This window comes from Pantoea stewartii, from assembly GCF_011044475.1.
In the GTDB taxonomy this organism is placed as follows: domain Bacteria; phylum Pseudomonadota; class Gammaproteobacteria; order Enterobacterales; family Enterobacteriaceae; genus Pantoea; species Pantoea stewartii.
This window is the reverse complement of the sequence record NZ_CP049115.1, coordinates 3,238,937-3,256,593: the sequence shown is the minus strand read 5'-3', so window position 1 is coordinate 3,256,593 and position 17,657 is coordinate 3,238,937. Positions and strand designations below refer to the sequence as shown.

Sequence of the window (17,657 nt, the reverse complement as noted above, 5' to 3'; positions counted from 1 at the left end):
CGGACAGGCTGGTTACGGAGTTCTCAGGCGAGAATATATCTTTTATTTTCAGAGAACTGACATTAAAGCAAACATACGTAAAGGGTGCCGGACGAACAGTTGCCGGGAGTAAACTCCCCGGGACTGTCTGCACGATTTCAGACCAATGTGGTTGGCGCCGCTGGTCTGAAAATGCGGACAGCATATTCATATCAACAATTTTCAAGGAATTTATATGAACACAAATGCACAAATGCCGTCCGGCATTGATTTTTTTGACTTTCCTGACGATGACGCACTCAAAGAAACCATGTTTCTTATCTACTCGAGTTACTTTTGGGCCATTGCACGGGAACGCTATGAGGGCATGGAATCCCGCCATACGTTGTATCGTCTGCAGTGGCTGGGCGACTGGATTGCAGTAACTAACGGATGGAAAGAGATGAATCCCGGCATCACTCCGCTTAACGCCCTCCACAGTTACCTTATTATCCGCCACAACTTTTCTGCTGCTGAGGCTGCAAGCATGACTGCAGAAGAGATGAATCAGGCTCTTGAGGCTGAATGGAAAATTTATAAAGCCAGTAGTGGTGCCAGAGACTTTCTGCGCCGCGCTGAGAAACGTCTTGACTCGCTTGATGACCCCTTCACAGTCAGGCACTGATACCTGTAGACGGTAAGCAGTGAACTCAGGGGACGTAAAGGTGAACATCATTTCGCGTCCCCTTCTTCTGCAAACGCGTCAAATTTATGCTTCCACTCAGGGAACAGTTCGCAGGCGAGTTTGTGCATAGAATCAAAGGCCGAGTCACTGGTACGGCTGGTCTTCTTCTCCAGACGGTGAACCGGCAACCCACTTGCGTGTCCCTGCTTGTAGACCGTCAGGTCGTAAATCCGGGTCTGCAGCATCGAGATCGCAATCTGCTCCGACTGTGCGCTGTACGCTTTGTCATGAATAATCTGCTCTGCCTGTTTAAGCGTTTCTGCGGCCAGGTTGGTGTAATCCATGCAGTTGACCAGCATACGTATGGCTGGAAGTTTTATGCCAAATGCAGAATACGGCACTAGATCTTCCATCAGGGTAACGGTTCCGCGCATAAATTCGCGTACGTCAGGCAGTACGGGCTTGACCATGCCAATTAGATCCCCTGTTGACGCCAGGATTATCAGCTCTGACATCACCGTTTTAGCACCCTGGGAATCAATCAGAATGACGTCATAGTCATCAAACAGCGGTGCTGAAAGTGCATTGCGCAGACGAACACGTCCGTCCGGGACATTGAGCATGTATGTGGGAAGAAGATTGCGCGGATCGTTTGAAACAATGAGATGAAGATTATCGATTTTCGTCCGGGAAATGATGTTATCGGCCACTGACAGGTTTACGGTCTGCATGAGCAGTTCGTAAAGTCCGCAGGGGGCTTCATAACTCAGGGGAAATATACTGCTGGCGGTTGGCTGAGCGTGGTCACCGTCAATGATGAGCACTTTAAGGCCGGCATCGGCGAGAAATCCGCCAAGATTAGCGGTTTGTGTTGATTTACCCTCACCACCCTTTGTTGATACGACGGGGATGACTTTAACTCTTGATGGAGTAGTGCAACTTATTGATTTTGAATGCATTTAATCTTACCTGTTGTGAAACAGGCTCGATTTAACATATTGATAACTTATGGCCGCGAAATTTAACATTACAACACGGGGATTGAAAATCCCCGTGTCCCTGGTTCGATTCCGGGTTCGGGCACCAAAATTTGAAACCCTCGCTTCGGCGGGGGTTTTTACGTTTTAGCACTCATAATGCGCCTTAGCACCGCAAGAAAGTGAATTTTCTACGTTCATCATGACCAGTCGCCCTTTCTGCATGACAGCCTGCCTGTGATAGCGGTTGCATTCGCCATCTCCTCCTCTGTAGTCATGCGCCCTTTCCTGTATTGGATTCAGAGGCGTTGCCTTTTAACAAGAAAAAGCGATGAAACATTTTTCACTGTTCAGGATTCGCCATGAACGCTTCGACCAGCATCAACATCGGCCTGCTGCTGTTCCCCGCAAAGACGCCTGGCGACACAAAAGCGGCGGCCAGGCTGGGTGATAACCGATTGGCGTAAGCGATGGCTTTCAACTGTGCGACAACAAACGCTGTCACTGCCGCAACCAGAAAGCCACCTGTCACCTGACCCGCATGTCGTTGATTTCCCCCCTGCTCACCGCTTCGTGACGCACGGGCATCGGTAAGAATGAAAAGAACATGCCCATGTTACTTACACTCAGAGAAGCATGTCGGGCTGACATCGTGCTGCTCAGCACGTTGAAGGCGCGTCTCTACGTCGAGCATTTCGGATCCCTCTGGCAATCCAGAGCTGAACTAAATGCGTTTTTTCATGGCGAACATGCAAAGACACCTGGGTGTGATCTTCAGTATGCTGGCGTTATCTGATACGTGGCAGAAACGGAGCGGCCGACGAGACGGATAAGCGTTATGGACAGCAGATATTTTCCGAGGTCGTCAGCACGGCTCGGGCGCGTGGCCATAACTTCCTCTCAGACGTGCTGAGAAGTCACACCTGGGCCTGCCAGTGCTGTGACGCGTCGGGAATAGTGCACCTTAAAGGAAGCGCTTTCATGACAGCGATTCAGCAGGTTGCGCCGGCTATTCCGGGCCTGAAGGTCAATGCATAACCCCATCTTCAGCCTCGCTTTACGTTTGCGCGCGGTCACCTTCGTTATGACGTTCACGATTAGGCTGCGGAATGAATGCAATGCCTGCCCTGCATCGGGGACCGGCACGACAGTGAAAACGCGGCCCCTTTTCAGCATTGCGACATTTGACCCAACGTGGAATAGCAAAATACTGACGCGATAACAGAGCCCCCTCCGGAAATTCACCTCGCCAAAACATGCGCCATTTCCGTCGAGGGCCCGACACTGAATGACAAAGCCGGAAGTTAAAAAAACCGTAATCTGAATAGCATATACAACACCAGATAAGCCACTCTGGCATTCACATTCATGACGTGGTACTTCACTTTCTCGCTTCTGTTTAATAATGCCAGTACGTTTGCCGGATAGCGTTTCTCTTTGATGCGTTTAATGCTTTTCCGGATTTCATTAATGTTAAGCGTGGTGTAATACATGGCGGTAACGATTTGCATATCGAGGGTGAGCTTACGTTTGGTGACACCAGTAGAGAAAAGCGACAAATCCTCGTTTTTATACTTAACAAATAACCTTTCATACAGATCAGTCAGGTAACGCTTACGATCCAGCAATTCTTCATACGGGACGCGTCTTTTCGACAGCGAGTTTTCCACATCATCATAGTGATAAGATGCACTGTCAAAAATAAACAGATTATCGACATAGTAAAGACAGTTGAGATTAAACAGCAGGTCTTCACTCATCGATATCCCTTTAGTGAAGCGGAGCTGGTGATCCTCAAGCAACTTTCTTCTGTAGCACTTGTTATGGAGATAGCCAATGTTATCACTTAACTCAAGCTCATCCAGCACAGCAGGAATAGACTGATGGCCGAAATGGCCATAGGTGGAAAGGCTACCCACGCGCGAGCACCTGAGGTTCCCCACCAGTAAATCAACAGGTTGTGAAACGCTCTGAGAAAGGTGCTGATGAAACACAGCCAGAAAGTCATCATCCACCCAGTCATCGGCATCAACAAAAATAACGTATTCTCCCGTAGCCACTTCCAGGCCTGCATTTCGCGCTGCGCTGACGCCGGCATTACTCTGCGAGATAACGTTAAAATTTTTATAGTGTTTAAATTCATCAAGAACAGAGGCGCAGTTATCTTTGCTGCCATCATTCACCAGGATAACTTCATAATCTTTGCATGTCTGAAGGAGAAGACTTTGCAGGGTACGCATAATCGTCTTTTCAGCATTATAAACAGGTATTATTATACTGAATAAATATTTATCATTCATTTCAAAACCTCGTAACCAGCCCTAATGCCTGCCGCCCTTAAAAAGGCGAAAAAGATAATGAAAATAAAAGCCTTTCCTTTTCCTGATAACCGAAAAGAAAATAAGCATCTAATTATTTATTAACCCACTCTAAGATTATAAAAGCGCGAAATTAAACTGACCGTAAACGGGCATTATTCGGATCATGAAGATACGCTTTCATTTTTATTAAGCGATAATTAAAAAAACGAACAGGCAGGGCACATCCTCCCGCCACATGGCAGGATATTAACGTTACTCACGCGCAGATAAAAAACGCGTTATATTAAAGATGCCGTTCAAGACGTTTTATTTAAATGTCTTCCAACGCATATCTTTAAGAAATATCTGCATCACCGCCCAGAAAAGAGCGAGCGATTGATAAGAAACCACAATTTTCCGGGTTGAATGAATATTTTGTGAATCTTCATCATCGGCTGCCCACGGAAAAAATAGTTTAACAGCGTAAAGGCCATAAACTCAGTAATCACCACACTTATGGCGCCGCCAGTAATGCCGAAGGCTGGCACCAGTGTCACCGTCGTGATCAGACATACCGCCAGCACACAGAACGTTTTTTTGATCAGGTAGCGATAGCCATTGTATTTAATAATGAAGCGATCCATGACGCTACTTAGTACACCAAACATGGCGCCGATGCTTAATAACACCATCGGGGCAATCGCTTCGGTGTAAGCTGCGCCGTAGAAATGCCGGATAAACCAGGGGCCGGTCAGGGCAATACCGCCGATAACGGCCCCCGACACGGCAATGACCATTAGCTGTAACTTCTGCGCGCGGACAATCGCCACATCAGGATCACGTTCGGCAAACAACGCAGGATAAAACGAGGCAAGTAAAGCGTTGGGTAAAAAGACCCAGGCCACCGACAGCGTCATCGCGACAGAAAAGATGCCCGCCTCTTTTAACCCTAAGAACCATGAAACGCTGAGCTGGTTAAGCCGGGTATAAATCGTAATCGCAATCACCGACAGCACCAGGGATCGTCCGGCCTGCAAAATATAACCGCTGTAACGTCGGATATGAGTGAGTCGGGGAAGCGGCGGCTTCTCATGCGTACGTCGTTGGTGCCAGCTAAACACGCAGAGTTTGATCAGGAAAGGAATGAAGGTAGCCAGCACAATGGGAATGGCCAACAATTCCGGTTTGAGCTGGAACCAGGAAATCCCATAACGGATAGCCAGACTGATCAGGAGACCGGTAAGGTTAGCCATCACGTTCAGCTTCGCATTCAACACCGCTTCATTGTAGATATTAACCAGATCGATAGCCGAGAACAGACAAGCCAGTGCCGCCGCGCAGATAAAGACAAACGCTTGCGAGTTCATCTCTTCCCGCATCACCACAATGCCAATGGTAGAGAGCACAGAGTAAAGGCTAAACACCAAAATGACAGCCGGCACCATAAGGCGGATGCCAGAACGGTGATTCTGGGCAATGCGCTTGAGCAGGATGACGTCGCAGCCCATCATCGCCACAGACTGGATAAACTGAAATATCAGCATGGAAATGGCGATCACACCAAACGTGACAGGCCCGACGTACTTAGCGACGAAGGACGTTACAAACATCAGGCCAAATACCGCAACCAGCTTCTCAATGATCATCCATAACGAGTTTTGCAGCTTTTGTTTCACGAACGCGCCCTCAACAGAGTCTGTACGGCATGACGCAGCCCGGACACCAGGCGTGGAGACAGGTAGAAAAGCGTAAAATAAAGGCTCCAGGCGTCTGGGAGCACGCCCGCGGCAATATAGGCACGATAGTTTTGCCGGTAAAGTTCAATATACTGCCTGACGAATGCCGCGCTGAACGTCCCACTATACAGGGCTTTATAGATGTGCGAGGCCGTAACCTTCAGAAATAAGAAGTAGTAATAGCGTTCCTGCGGCCGTAGCAAGACGCGTTTAATCCCTGTAAAAGCCCGGACGTAAGTGAAGTGTTTTTCTTTGAGCGCCGAGCGCGTTGCCGAATCGTGTGACTCAACATAGTGGTAGACGACCCGAGGGCTGAACACGACCTGTCCCTGCGGGGCACCGGACAGGTAGCTGATCACAAACAGCAGATCTTCAAAGTTGAAGATATCTTCCCGAAAGCGTAACTGCTGCTGTTGCACGATCGTCCGGCGGAAAAACTTGTCACAGATACCGTGTTTCGGCGTGTGGTAGAGCAGTTCACCGATCGCCTTATCAGCGCGCAGACTGCGCAGTGCGGTCTCTTCAGGCTCCCCGGACAGCGGCTCGCCGTCATGAGAAAAGGTGCGGGATTCGCCTACGGCCAGAATGACGTCTTCATTCATCAGCCCCAGCCAGGTATCCAGCATACCTGAAGGCAGAAAGTCGTCGGCATCGATGAAAGAGAGGAATGTGCCACGCGCAGCATCCAGACCGCAGTTACGTGCCGATGAAACGCCGCCATTGGGCTTATCTATAATCTCTACGCCAGGATAATTCTGGTATTTTCTCATTAGCTCAAGTGAATTATCACTTGAACCATCATTGACTAAAATAAGCTGGCAATGCTCAGCATGAGGTTGCTGAAGAATACTCTCGACGCAACGTTCAATAAACATCGCGCCGTTATAAACAGGCACGATAAATGACACTAAAGGGGCGTGTTGATCATTAAACATATAACCTCTGGTGTGACATATTTATTAAAGTGTAGCGCAGGGAAAGTGTCGGTTAGTTCCAGCTATTTTTATTCGTAAAAATTTTTCGCTACTCTAAATCACTCATCTGTATGCACATCGCCAATTTTTGTATCAAAATATGTATAGCATGAAACCAGGAAATAAAAGACAGCATAAACATGAGGATGACATCAAAACTAAGAGTATTCTGTAATTTAAAATGGCGTTACTGAACCCTGCAGAAATACAAAGAACCTGCCTGTGATACTCTACTCAGGCGCGGACCGTTTCCGCAATAAGCCACCTTCGCAATGTAAAGCGTAAAGAGAACATTCAGACAATAGCCAGTAAAGTGAAAAATGGAAGACACTTTTCCCGGAAAAAATTAATAAGAACTTCCTTATAAAAATCGACATATCTCAGATGACACATTAATAAAAAACAACGCGTGTCCAGTAAAAATAAATAAATATGCCAGAAGAAACAGAAGTGTTTAATTAACGTTTAACTTTTTGGGGCATATAAAAAATCTCAGCGCCTGAAAATATGCGTGGACTGGCACACCCCGGGGCTGCATGGACTGGCTTTCTGCGGTGAGATTGATTCCGCCCGGGTCGCGGAGAGAATCGCTAAATATGCTTCCGGCATTGCCTCTTCGTTCAACGGCGACCGAGGAAGCCGTGCGATCAGACTGGTAACCTTATCGTCATTGCTTTCCGGCGGCTCCGTCTGTCCACGGTTATCATGGGCAGACGCACGCATCCCCGTCGTCCTCAGTCGCTGGCGTGCCGGTGCTCAGCACATCCCGTACAGCCGCCACATCCTGTCTTACGCGATGAGGTGAGCGGTGCGGAAACCGGCTTCGTGCGCACACGTCCACCTGCGTGGCGCAGCAGGCTAATGACCAGACCGTTAAGCACGACCACACTCATCAGGCACAGCGCGCTAAACCCCGGATGCAGGCGAAAACTGACACTCTGATAAAACAGCGTAGCAACGGAGTACGCAACGTTCAGGCCCCAGAAAAAGGAAAACAACATCCAGTTTTTCCCGGCTTCCCGGGCTATTGCGCCCATCACCGATACGCAGGGAACGTAGAGCAACACAAACAGCAAATAGCTGTACGCTGCGAAGCCGTTGCCGAATTTCGCACTCATCACGCCCATTTGCGTCGCATTGATTGTACTGTCACCTTTACTCGCTTCAATAGGGTTGGCCAGCGCACGCAGGCTGAATGCGCTCTTCAGGCTGTCACCGGTTTCTTTCAGCGCGTCACCTAACTCACCCGACAGCGAAAAGTCCTGCGGGCGAAACGCGCCGCTTTGAACATCTTCGCCGACATAAAGACTGTTCAGCGTACCGACCACGACTTCTTTCGCCATGATGCCTGTCACCAGCCCGACCGTGGCCTGCCAGTTGTCTGATGTCACGCCGACTGGTCGCAGGGCTGGCGTGACGACTTTACTCACAGTAGCCAGCGCAGAATCATTGATATGGTCTACGGTTGCCCCACTAAACGAAAAGTTGCTGAGTAATCCGATCACCATGCTGACCACAATAATGACGCGACCTGCGCGCACGATAAACATCTTTAAACGTTGCCAGGTCTGGATCAGCAGGCTTTTCACATGGGGGCGATGGTAGACCGGCAGCTCCATAAGAAAAGGTGACGCTTCGCCGCGCAGCAGCGTATTTTTCAGGATAAGCCCAGTGACGATGGCCACGATAATGCCCAGCACGTACAGAGAGAAAACCAGGCTGGCGCGCCAGGCGCCAAAAAAGGTGGCGGCGAAAACAGCAAAAATCGCCAGCCGCGCACCGCAGGACATAAAGGGCGCAATTAGCACGGTAAGTAAGCGCTCACGGGGTGTATCCAGCGTGCGCGTGCCCATTACTGAAGGCACGTTGCAGCCAAACCCGACGATAAGCGGTACAAAGGATTTCCCCGGCAAACCCAGCGACTGCATCAGGCGATCAATTACGAACGCTGCACGCGCCATATACCCCGAGTCTTCAAGAAAAGACAGAAACAGGTACATCAGGCCGATCTGGGGCAGAATCGGCAACACCGTGTTAATCCCGGCCCCTATGCCCTGCGCAAGGAAGACCGTTACCCAGTCGGGAAAGTGGCAGGTATAGCCCAGCCACTGCGCGCCATGAATAAACAGCGCCACCGATCCGCTGTCGAACAAAGGCTGGAAGGCTGCACCGATGTTAATTGACAGCACAAACATCAGATACATCACGCCCAGAAAAACCGGTATTCCCAGGAACCGGTTCAGCACAAGGTTGTCCAGCCACTCAGTCAGCGCAGCGGGTGCGGCTTTATTGAGGTTACAGACCGCGGCGCAGAGCGCGTTGATAGCCTGATAACGACAGTTCACCACATGCATTGCCGGATCGCCGCCCGCCGCCTGCCTGATCGCCGGCAGTTGGGGGACGACTGTGGGACAGATGCGCTGACTGTTAATGTCACCCGCCAGCAGCTGTAGCGCCAGCCAGCGCTGCTTTTGCCTGGCGATGTCCGCAGGCATCATCGTTTGCAGGCGCGCGATGGCCGTCTCAATTTCACGAGGATAAACCAGAGGTTGTGGCGGTCTTTCTCCCTGCCAGTCGTCAATGGCGCGTTTAAGCGAGGCGATGCCTTCGCCACGTGTTGACGTCAGCGCCACGACCGGGCACCCCAGCCGGGCTGACAGCGCTGCCCTGTCGATGATGATATTCTGGCTGAGCGCGATATCCTGCATGTTTAACGCCACGATACAGGGCATGCCCAGCTCCAGTAGCTGAAAAGTCAGGAAAAGATGACTCTCCAGGTTTGAGCTGTCTACCACATTAATCACCAGGTCGGCGTGATTCTCAAACAGATACCCACAGGCGATACTTTCATCGATGGCGCTGTCCGCCGAAAGCGTTGTAAGCGAGCGCGTGCCTGGCAGATCAACCAGCCGTACATCCGTTTCAGCCGTAAAGAACTGCCCTTCCTTGCGTTCTACCGTCACGCCCGCCCAGTTCCCTACGCGCTGGCGGGCCCCGGTAAGCTGATTAAATAACGTGGTTTTACCGGTATTCGGGTTGCCGATCAGACCCAGGGTTAATGTTTTCATCAGCGGACTTCTTCCAGCAGAACCGAAGCCAGATCGCGTTGCCGCACCGCCAGACTGAGGCGACGCGTACGGATATGAACGGGATCGCCCAGTGGTGCAGTACGGATAATGTCAATCAGCGTGCCGGGCAGCACGCCCATGGTTAGTAATTTTTGCCGCCAGGCGGGATCAACAGAAGACTGGTAGCCTCTGACACGATAGGTGGTGTGTGTTTTGATTTTCACAGATATATCCCAACCGTTAACAACTAAGGCAGGAATTATACAAATGATAACTATTCTTGTTTCTTGATCTGGATGGGGGTGATGCGCAGGATAACGACAAAAACACGCTGATATGCCATTTCACCCTGACGGCCCGCTCGGGTTAAGGGCCATCCGGAAAGAAGCATTGCGGAAGATTGTCAGAAACGTCCCTCAGCGGCAAACAGGCTGAGCGGCCTCAACAGTGGGAAAATAACAGATGGTGTTGTCATACCTATTTTCAGCCCCCTGTCTGTGAAGCACGGCTTATACAGCGAAGACGGACACAACGTCAGATTGCGGTCACGTATGAGGGCAGCGAAAAATAATAACGCGCAAATGTCTCACCCAAGCCTTCATCTTATTATTGCGCGAAAAAACGTAACTCCCGGTACATTTCTGCATAAACGGATCCTTGATCACCCCGTTTTTGTGACTATGCCAAACCATTAAAAAAACACGCTTTTCCTGAAAGCGTCATTTTATTTTTAAACTAATCGTTATAGATCACATTATTTATGGCGTCACTATTAAGGTAATCCGTTAAATACCGATATACCTGTATCCACGTTTATCAGGTATCGCCGCCATGTTTAAAAACCTTAAAATTACAACGGGCATTATTGCCGTATTGTTTTTGTTCAGTGCGCTGTTAATGCTTACCGGGTCGCTTTTTTATTCGTCTGTCAGCCAGGCGGGACGCAACTTTTCTCACACTGAACAACTGACGCTACAACAACAGCAACTGAGCGACAGTGTGCAGACGCTGATAAAGACGCGTGTCACCGTCAGCCGGGTGGCTATTCGTTTTCTGAAAAACCAGAAGGATCCGGCATCTCTGGCCTCAATTGCCACACTGCTGGACACAGCGAAACAATCTGCTGAAAAAGCCGATAAGTATTTTTCAGCCTACAAAGCCGCCCCGCCCTTACCCGGACAGCATGCGGAACTGACCCAAAACGTTCAGACGGCTTACAGCAAAATGCACGATACCATGCTCGCGTCGGTCGAGTTCCTGCGAAATAACAACTATCAGGCTTACGGCAATCTTGATGCACAGGAAGCGCAGGATCAGCTGGATAAGGCTTATCAGGCCTGGCGGAGCGCTAACTATCAGCTGATGAAGGAAATCGCCGCAGAAAACGATCACAACTACACCAATATGCTGTGGACCTTGCTGATTATCGCAGTTATTGCTCTGGTGACCGTTGCCAGCGTATGGGCTGGCCTGCGGACACTGCTGCTGAAACCTCTGACTCTGGCAACCGACTACATGCGCGCGATCTCTGCCGGGGATCTGACGCGTGAGATCGCCAGCGACAGTCACAATGAAACCGGACGGCTCCTCAGCCAACTGGAAGAGATGCGCAGCGCGCTGGTGGCGACGATTCGTTCTGTCGATGATGCAACCCAGTCCATTTTCACCGGCGCAGCAGAAGTATCGGCCGGCAGCATCGACCTCTCTGCCCGCACCGAGCAACAGGCGGCCGCACTGGAAGAGACGGCAGCCAGCATGGAGCAACTGACCTCGACAGTAAAACTGAACGCGGAAAATGCACAGCAGGCCACCGCGATGGCGAACGATGCCGCTGTGATGGCGTCGCAGGGTGGCCAGATTGTGGCGAAGGTGATTTCCAATATTGAGCAGATCAGTGAAAGTTCTAAACAGATTGCCAGCATCATCGGCATTATCGACAGCATTGCGTTCCAGACGAATATCCTGGCGCTTAACGCTGCGGTCGAAGCCGCGCGCGCAGGCGAACAGGGGCGCGGTTTTGCTGTAGTCGCCGGTGAGGTGCGTTCACTGGCTGGACGCAGTGCAAGCGCGGCGCAGGAGATCCGCACGCTGATTGAACAATCGACGCAGCGTGTCAACAGCGGTTCGACTCATGCCTCCGAAGCGGGTGATGTCATGGGAAGCATTGTGCATTCCGTTAACAGCGTGACCCAGTTGATGGCTGAGATTGCCTCGGCCTCGGCCGAGCAGACACGCGGTATTGAACAGGTGACGAAAGCGGTATCGGAAATGGACGGCGTCACGCAACAAAACGCGGCGCTGGTAGAGGAATCGGCCAGTGCGGCAGCCTCACTGGAAGATCAGGCTACGCAGTTACGTCAGTCGGTCTCCGTGTTTAACACGGGCAGAAAGCCGACCACAGGTCTGGCGACGTCCCGCAGCACAGCTTTGAAAAAACCCGTTATGACGCCTGTGCCTGCCGCACCGTCAGCGGATAACTGGCAGTCATTCTGATCGACTTGCCGCGGAGCGATGCCCTGCTCCGCGGCAAACGGCTTCAGGCGCGGTGGGCCATATCAACGACCTTCGTTTCACTGCCCCAGTCGGCGTCAAACACAGAAGAAACCAGGGCTGGATGAACGCCCGTAACAGCCACATCAACCAGTCCCAACGCCACAAAGGGATCCTCGGTCAACCTGTCGCGAACAGCCTGCTCATCAGAGGCGAGAAACAGCACAACGCCGCCCTGCTGATTTTCCAGCGGTCCGGCCAACACCACCTCGCCCGTCTTGATGTGCTCCATCAGCCAGCTTTTATGACCCGCGCTGTGTTTTTCACGTTCGGCGGCGGCACCACGATAACTCAGCGTAACAATGTAAAGCATAAGGTTCTCCTGTGGATTACAACGCAAGTGACTGGATGAGCGTGCTGGCGGCATTAAACGCGTTGCCGATTTCACGCTGTTGAATGGCTTTCCCTTTTGAAGCCCCTTCTGCACGGATAACATGAATATGCTCAACGCCTAAAAACCGAAAAAAAGCGGCCAGATACCGTTCCTGAAAATCCCACTCTTCAAGGGAACCGCCGTGGTAAAAGCCGCCTCGCGCCGAGGCCACGATCACGGTTCGCCCACCTGACAACCCCACCGGGCCTTGTGCCGTATAACTGAATGTTTTGCCTGCCTGCGCGATCCGGTCCAGCCAGGATTTTAGTTGGGCAGGCACCGAAAAGTTGTACATCGGCGCACCGATGACTATCACATCACTGGCAAGAAACTCCGCCACCAGCAGGTCAGATAAGCGATGCTGTTCTGCTATGTACTCACTGACGTTGTCGTCGTTTCCCGCCCTGAAACCTGCCGCGATGGCCGCGTTAAGAGGACGGATTTCCTCGGCCACGACATCACGGTAAGTCGCCTGAGCAGCGGGGTACTTTGCCAACAGTTTTCTGACGATGTCCGCGGTAAGCTGCCGGGTAACCGACGGCGTCTGGAAAATACTGGCGTCAATATGAAGTAATCTGTTCATGGGATTCCCCTGAGAGTGATGGTGCTATGACGATGGAAGGGTTCTGGCCGCGCGATCGATAAACGCAGCCACCTGTTCAGGATGTGAAACCAGCGATAAATGACTAGATGCGAGACGCTGAACGCGTGCGCCAATATGCGCAGCAATGTCAGACTGGACACGGGGCGGCAGCGCCCGGTCTTGCGTGGTCAACAAATACCAGGTGGGTTTGCTTTTCCATGCCGCTCGCGTCACCTTGTCAGTGAAAGCGCTCGCCGCAACAGGTTGTTGTACCGCAGCCAGTTCGCGCACCCGCGCATCAGGCACGTCGCCGGCCAGCATTTCACCAAACTGTTGGGCATTATCCAGCCAGATCATCCCGTGTTTATCCGGCCTCATTGCCGTCATCGGGGCATGAAGTCGTTGCAACAGCCCGGCAGCAGATTCATTACTGTCGGGCACCAGCGCAGAGAGAAAAACCATGCCCCTTACGCGCGAATCGTTGCCAGCATCAGCCACCACCACACCGCCCCAGGAATGCCCAACCAGCAGCACCGGGCCTTGCTGACGCGCAATGACCGCCTCCGTCGCCTTTACGTCATCCTGCAATGAGGTCAATGGATTCTGAACGGCGGTGACGTGATAACCTTTGTGCTGAAGGCGTGAAATCACCGCCCGCCAGCCTGAGCCGTCAGTAAACGCCCCGTGGACTAAGACGATGTTTTTCACCGTCGCCTGCGCAGCGAGCGGCACATTCAATAACGTCAGCCCCAGCAGCACCGCATGCTTTAATCTTTTCGCCTTACTGCTCTTTCGCCGCATCTCGCCTGTTCCTGTGGCCGTTTTCATGCTGACCATGGTAGATCGGGCGAAAAGAGCGTGTAAGATGGCGAATAAGACAACTAACAGGCAAAACTCGCCATAAGGAGTGACTGGCTATGCGCATAGCGATTGTGGCGCTGGAAGGCAGCCTGCCTTCTGCCGTCAACGGCTTTTGTGACACCTTATGGATTGCGCGCCAGGTGATTGCGTCTCGCCCCGATACTGCGGCGCAACTGACCCGCGCGCCGCTGGAGGTCCAAATCGTAAGTGCTGATGGCCAGCCCGTGCGCGATGCGCAGGGACGATGGCTACATGTCGATGCTGATTTCAGCCAGGCAGAGGCGTCAGATATCGTCCTGGTCGGGGGAATGGCCTTGGGCCGCGATCGGTTTCCGCACCATCCGGAAGCGGTCATACAGGCGGGGACCTGGATAAAAAAAATGTACCATCAGGGTGCCATCGTCGGTGCCGCCTGCGCGGGCTGTCTGGTGCTGGGCGAAGCGGGGCTGCTCAGTCGTCGGCGTTGTACCACCACCTGGTGGCTGTTTCCGACCCTGCGGGAGCGCTATCCGGATGCGCGTCCGGTATGGGGACAAACGCTCGAACAACAGGAAAATATCATTACTACGGGTGGCCCACTCTCGTGGAGCGCGCTCACGTTGCATTTGCTGCACAGGATACTGGGGGCGGACGTGTCCAGACAGGTTGCTGATATGGCCGTTGCCGATGCCCAGCCCGTGTCGCAACGTTTGTATGCGCCGCCCGGGTTTATTAACACTCAGCACCCGTTGCTGATGCGAGCGGAAGAGATTATTCGCTATCAACAGCCAGGCATCACGGCAGAACGGCTGGCCTCTGCGTTACATACCAGCGAACGCACGTTGCACCGTAAAATGAAAATGCTGACCGGCGAAAGTCCTAAGGCGTTTATTACCCGGGTCCGCATTGAAGGTGCCTGTCTTCTTCTGGAGAACCCCACCGTAAGCATCCGTAAGGTGGCCGCCGATTGTGGCTATTCTGACGAAAGCAGCTTTCGCAAAGCGTTTAATCAGGTGATGGCGATGACACCCGCGCGTTATCGACAGTGGATTGCCGCCAGAGCGGCACCCGCAACGCGTTAATCAGCGTAGCGCATGCAGCGCTGCCCAGCTGGCGTCTTTGATTTGGCCGTCTTTAGCAAACAGCAACGGTCCGGTGGCCAGCCCATCGCTTGCCTTCGGCGTCGCCGCCGTCCGGTGGGGCGTGTCCCAGACACCCCACGTGAGCACTGCGTCGACACCGGCTTCCAGCACAAGCGAAAGATAGCTCTTATAGGTGCTGGCGACCGCCATGGCGCGGCGCGCCATCGGCAGGCGGCTGTCATCAACATCCAGTTCGGTGATATACACGGCCAGGCCCAGCGCTTTCACTTCACGAATAAATGTCGCCAGTCCCGGACCAGACGCATACTGCGGACCGGCCTTGAGATGAGACTGAATCCCCAGCGCACCAATGGGGATCTGTCTGTCCTGCAAATTGCGCAGCAGCGCCAGCACAGCGTCGCGTTTTCGTTGTGCGTTGTCATGGTCGCTTTCCAGCCCGTAATCGTTATAGCAAATGACGGCGTGAGGATCGGTCTGATGCAGCGCGTCACAGGCGATATCCAGATAACGCGTCCCCAGACGTTGATACCAGAAACTGTTGCGCCATCCGCCAGGCAAACCGTCAGACAGGTTGATAATCTCGTTCGCCACGTCCCAGCTCTGTATCTGTCCCCGATAGCGCCCCGCGACGGTATGAATATGGTCTCTCAACACTTTTTCCAGCTGCGTGGCATCGCGAATCGCCAGCAGCCAGTCCGGCACCGCACGGTGCCAGCAAAAGGTATGCCCGCGTAGCAGCAGGCCCTGCGCTCTGGCAAAGGCGGCAAGCGTATCCGGGCCAGAAAAATCGTAGCGATTCTGCTCAGGCTGAACGACCACCCACTTCAGCGCGTTTTCCGGAACAATAATATTGGCCTGGCTGGCCACAAACTGCCGGTAATGCGCATCGGACCGCAAACGCTCGGGCCGGACCGCGAACCCAAACAGAAGATGACGCTGCGCAGCTATGCGCTTTAAGGGGGGGAAAGCCGGTTCGGCCGCGAAGGCCGGTATCGGCAATGCGGAACCCAGCAACAGTGCCGCGCTGCGTTTTAAGAACCGACGTCGCGGCGTGGATGTGAAGCCAGACAGATTATGAGGTTTCATCAGTGCCACGTCTCCTGTGACGTTTTTGCCCGATCATCGTGAAGGTCGCATCACACCAGCCCGGTATTCTTATAACCCTAAGCCCTAAGGCCCGTCAGCAACGATTTTGTCCACGTCGGTAAAGCCAGATTTCTGAATGTAAAATCCCTCGCTTTACGGTATCGGGTTTTCTGGCATTCGCGGGGCTGTGTGCCTGCACGTTTCAGGACGGGCGCTGCCGTGCCAGCGGTAAAAGTGACCTTTGCTACCTTGTTATGCCGCACTGGCGGACAAACCGAATGAAAAGCTGTCGATTTACCTTTGCTAAGCTGATAAGTACACCTGATACGTTTAATAAAGGAGAATGCTATGACGCAGCCTAAAACCCGCCCCCTCGGCAACAGCGGCCTCTCTGTGCCGCTTCTGACCTTTGGCGGCAATGTCTTTGGCTGGACGGTAGACGAGAAAACCTCGTTTTCTCTGCTCGACGCGCTGGTGGAAAAAGGCCTGTTCTTTATCGATACCGCCGATGTCTATTCACGCTGGGCGCCCGGCAATCAGGGGGGCGAATCCGAAACCATCATCGGCAAATGGCTGAAGAAAAGCGGTAAACGCGACAGGATAGTGCTGGCGACCAAAGTCGGCATCGAAATGTCACCGGAGAAGCAGGGACTGAAACCTGGGTATATTCGCCAGGCCGTCGAGGACTCGCTGCGCCGTCTGCAAACCGACGTGATCGACCTCTATCAGGCGCATCGCGATGATGAAACCACGCCACTGACCGACACGTTAAGCGCCTTTGACGCTCTGATCAAAGCCGGCAAAGTCCGGGCTATTGGGGCCTCCAACTACAGCGCCGCGCGACTGCAGGAGGCGCTGGACATCAGCAAACAGCATGGGCTGGCGCGTTACGAAACCCTGCAGCCGCTCTACAACCTTTACGACCGTGAAGAATATGAAAGCGAGCTGGAGCAGGTAGCGCGAGAGAATCAGCTTGGCGTGATCAACTACTACGCGCTGGCCAGCGGCTTTCTCAGCGGCAAATATAAAAAACCGCAGGATGCCAGCAAGAGCGCGCGCGGTCAGGGTATTGTAGATAAGTACCTGAATGAACGCGGTAAACGCATTGTTGAAGCGCTGGAAGACGTGGCGGCGTCACATGATGCGTCAGCCACGCAGGTGGCGCTGGCCTGGCTCATCGCGCGCCCGAGTATTACCTCCCCTATCGTCAGCGCGACCTCCTTGTCGCAGCTTGATGAACTGGTCAAAGCCACTGAGTTGACGCTGAGCAAGCAAGAAATTGAAGAGCTGTCCCAGGCCAGCAAGCCATAAATCCCCCAGGGATGCCGCGGCATCCCTTTTACTTTGCCTCGCAATAAATGCCTTTTTAGTTATAAAAATATTCATTCAGCGATAACTGTCACAATTGCGTTAATTCCTTACCA

15 protein-coding genes and 1 tRNA gene are annotated in these 17,657 nt (G+C 52.6%); 5 read left to right on the top strand and 11 right to left on the bottom strand.

Going from position 1 to position 17,657, the window contains the following annotated elements:
- Positions 1–214 precede the first annotated feature (214 nt).
- Positions 215–643, top strand: coding sequence for a hypothetical protein (locus G5574_RS15380; protein ID WP_164482825.1), 429 nt, complete (start codon positions 215–217; stop codon positions 641–643).
- Between the two features lie 47 nt (positions 644–690).
- Here the strand turns inward: G5574_RS15380 and G5574_RS15375 are convergent, their stop codons facing one another.
- Positions 691–1,602 carry a ParA family protein gene (locus G5574_RS15375; protein ID WP_164482824.1) on the bottom strand — a complete coding sequence of 304 codons (912 nt, stop codon included), beginning with the start codon at positions 1,600–1,602 and terminating at the stop codon, positions 691–693.
- 52 nt (positions 1,603–1,654) lie between these two features.
- Between G5574_RS15375 and G5574_RS15370 the strand changes: the two genes are divergently transcribed.
- Positions 1,655–1,729: transfer RNA gene (locus G5574_RS15370), tRNA-OTHER, on the top strand.
- A 234-nt stretch (positions 1,730–1,963) separates the two neighbouring features.
- On the opposite strand, the gene G5574_RS15365 is transcribed toward G5574_RS15370, so the two are convergent.
- The 6 genes from G5574_RS15365 to G5574_RS15340 all read right to left on the bottom strand — a co-directional run bounded on the left by G5574_RS15365 (position 1,964) and on the right by G5574_RS15340 (position 9,922).
- Positions 1,964–2,152, bottom strand: a complete 189-nt coding sequence (locus G5574_RS15365) for a hypothetical protein (RefSeq protein ID WP_033739138.1) — start codon at positions 2,150–2,152, stop codon at positions 1,964–1,966.
- A 772-nt stretch (positions 2,153–2,924) separates the two neighbouring features.
- Positions 2,925–3,920 (bottom strand): glycosyltransferase, encoded by a 996-nt coding sequence (locus G5574_RS15360; RefSeq protein WP_033739135.1) that lies wholly within the window; start codon positions 3,918–3,920, stop codon positions 2,925–2,927.
- 371 nt (positions 3,921–4,291) lie between these two features.
- A complete protein-coding gene (locus tag G5574_RS15355; protein WP_033739133.1) occupies positions 4,292–5,596 on the bottom strand; it encodes an oligosaccharide flippase family protein in 1,305 nt (434 codons plus the stop codon).
- A complete protein-coding gene (locus G5574_RS15350) occupies positions 5,593–6,591 on the bottom strand; it encodes a glycosyltransferase family 2 protein (RefSeq protein ID WP_164482823.1) in 999 nt (332 codons plus the stop codon). The genes G5574_RS15355 and G5574_RS15350 overlap by 4 nt, the downstream gene beginning before the upstream one ends.
- 773 nt (positions 6,592–7,364) lie before the next feature.
- Entirely contained in the window at positions 7,365–9,698 is a 2,334-nt protein-coding gene (gene feoB / locus G5574_RS15345) for a Fe(2+) transporter permease subunit FeoB (protein WP_164482822.1), read from the bottom strand.
- Positions 9,698–9,922 (bottom strand): FeoA domain-containing protein, encoded by a 225-nt coding sequence (locus G5574_RS15340; protein ID WP_033739127.1) that lies wholly within the window; start codon positions 9,920–9,922, stop codon positions 9,698–9,700. The genes feoB and G5574_RS15340 overlap by 1 nt, the downstream gene beginning before the upstream one ends.
- A gap of 607 nt (positions 9,923–10,529) precedes the next feature.
- On the opposite strand from G5574_RS15340, the gene G5574_RS15335 reads away from it, so the two are divergent.
- Positions 10,530–12,191 carry a methyl-accepting chemotaxis protein gene (locus G5574_RS15335; RefSeq protein WP_164482821.1) on the top strand — a complete coding sequence of 554 codons (1,662 nt, stop codon included), beginning with the start codon at positions 10,530–10,532 and terminating at the stop codon, positions 12,189–12,191.
- Between the two features lie 43 nt (positions 12,192–12,234).
- Here the strand turns inward: G5574_RS15335 and G5574_RS15330 are convergent, their stop codons facing one another.
- Genes G5574_RS15330 through G5574_RS15320 form a run of 3 tightly spaced genes read right to left on the bottom strand, consistent with a single transcriptional unit; the run spans position 12,235 to position 14,005 of the window.
- Positions 12,235–12,561, bottom strand: a complete 327-nt coding sequence (locus tag G5574_RS15330; protein WP_054688363.1) for a YciI family protein — start codon at positions 12,559–12,561, stop codon at positions 12,235–12,237.
- Between the two features lie 16 nt (positions 12,562–12,577).
- A complete protein-coding gene (locus G5574_RS15325; RefSeq protein ID WP_164482820.1) occupies positions 12,578–13,204 on the bottom strand; it encodes an FMN-dependent NADH-azoreductase in 627 nt (208 codons plus the stop codon).
- A 24-nt stretch (positions 13,205–13,228) separates the two neighbouring features.
- Complete coding sequence (locus G5574_RS15320; protein ID WP_033739121.1) at positions 13,229–14,005, bottom strand: alpha/beta fold hydrolase; 777 nt, start codon at positions 14,003–14,005, stop codon at positions 13,229–13,231.
- Between the two features lie 116 nt (positions 14,006–14,121).
- On the opposite strand from G5574_RS15320, the gene G5574_RS15315 reads away from it, so the two are divergent.
- Positions 14,122–15,126 (top strand): GlxA family transcriptional regulator, encoded by a 1,005-nt coding sequence (locus tag G5574_RS15315; protein ID WP_058707854.1) that lies wholly within the window; start codon positions 14,122–14,124, stop codon positions 15,124–15,126.
- On the opposite strand, the gene G5574_RS15310 is transcribed toward G5574_RS15315, so the two are convergent.
- Positions 15,127–16,233, bottom strand: a complete 1,107-nt coding sequence (locus G5574_RS15310; protein ID WP_216850762.1) for an endo-1,4-beta-xylanase — start codon at positions 16,231–16,233, stop codon at positions 15,127–15,129.
- A gap of 348 nt (positions 16,234–16,581) precedes the next feature.
- Here G5574_RS15310 and G5574_RS15305 point away from each other — a divergent pair, with 348 nt between their 5' ends.
- Positions 16,582–17,544, top strand: a complete 963-nt coding sequence (locus tag G5574_RS15305) for an aldo/keto reductase (protein WP_058702367.1) — start codon at positions 16,582–16,584, stop codon at positions 17,542–17,544.
- The last annotated feature ends 113 nt before the right edge of the window (positions 17,545–17,657 follow it).

What these genes read in the sequence shown, in the direction of transcription:
- G5574_RS15310 (WP_216850762.1), bottom strand. Translation starts at nt 16,233, where the DNA reads ATGAAACCTCATAATCTGTCTGGCTTCACATCCACGCCGCGACGTCGG.
- G5574_RS15360 (WP_033739135.1), bottom strand. Translation starts at nt 3,920, where the DNA reads ATGAATGATAAATATTTATTCAGTATAATAATACCTGTTTATAATGCT.
- G5574_RS15320 (WP_033739121.1), bottom strand. Translation starts at nt 14,005, where the DNA reads ATGCGGCGAAAGAGCAGTAAGGCGAAAAGATTAAAGCATGCGGTGCTG.
- G5574_RS15305 (WP_058702367.1), top strand. Translation starts at nt 16,582, where the DNA reads ATGACGCAGCCTAAAACCCGCCCCCTCGGCAACAGCGGCCTCTCTGTG.
- G5574_RS15330 (WP_054688363.1), bottom strand. Translation starts at nt 12,561, where the DNA reads ATGCTTTACATTGTTACGCTGAGTTATCGTGGTGCCGCCGCCGAACGT.
- feoB (WP_164482822.1), bottom strand. Translation starts at nt 9,698, where the DNA reads ATGAAAACATTAACCCTGGGTCTGATCGGCAACCCGAATACCGGTAAA.
- G5574_RS15325 (WP_164482820.1), bottom strand. Translation starts at nt 13,204, where the DNA reads ATGAACAGATTACTTCATATTGACGCCAGTATTTTCCAGACGCCGTCG.
- G5574_RS15350 (WP_164482823.1), bottom strand. Translation starts at nt 6,591, where the DNA reads ATGTTTAATGATCAACACGCCCCTTTAGTGTCATTTATCGTGCCTGTT.
- G5574_RS15315 (WP_058707854.1), top strand. Translation starts at nt 14,122, where the DNA reads ATGCGCATAGCGATTGTGGCGCTGGAAGGCAGCCTGCCTTCTGCCGTC.
- G5574_RS15335 (WP_164482821.1), top strand. Translation starts at nt 10,530, where the DNA reads ATGTTTAAAAACCTTAAAATTACAACGGGCATTATTGCCGTATTGTTT.
- G5574_RS15380 (WP_164482825.1), top strand. Translation starts at nt 215, where the DNA reads ATGAACACAAATGCACAAATGCCGTCCGGCATTGATTTTTTTGACTTT.
- G5574_RS15375 (WP_164482824.1), bottom strand. Translation starts at nt 1,602, where the DNA reads ATGCATTCAAAATCAATAAGTTGCACTACTCCATCAAGAGTTAAAGTC.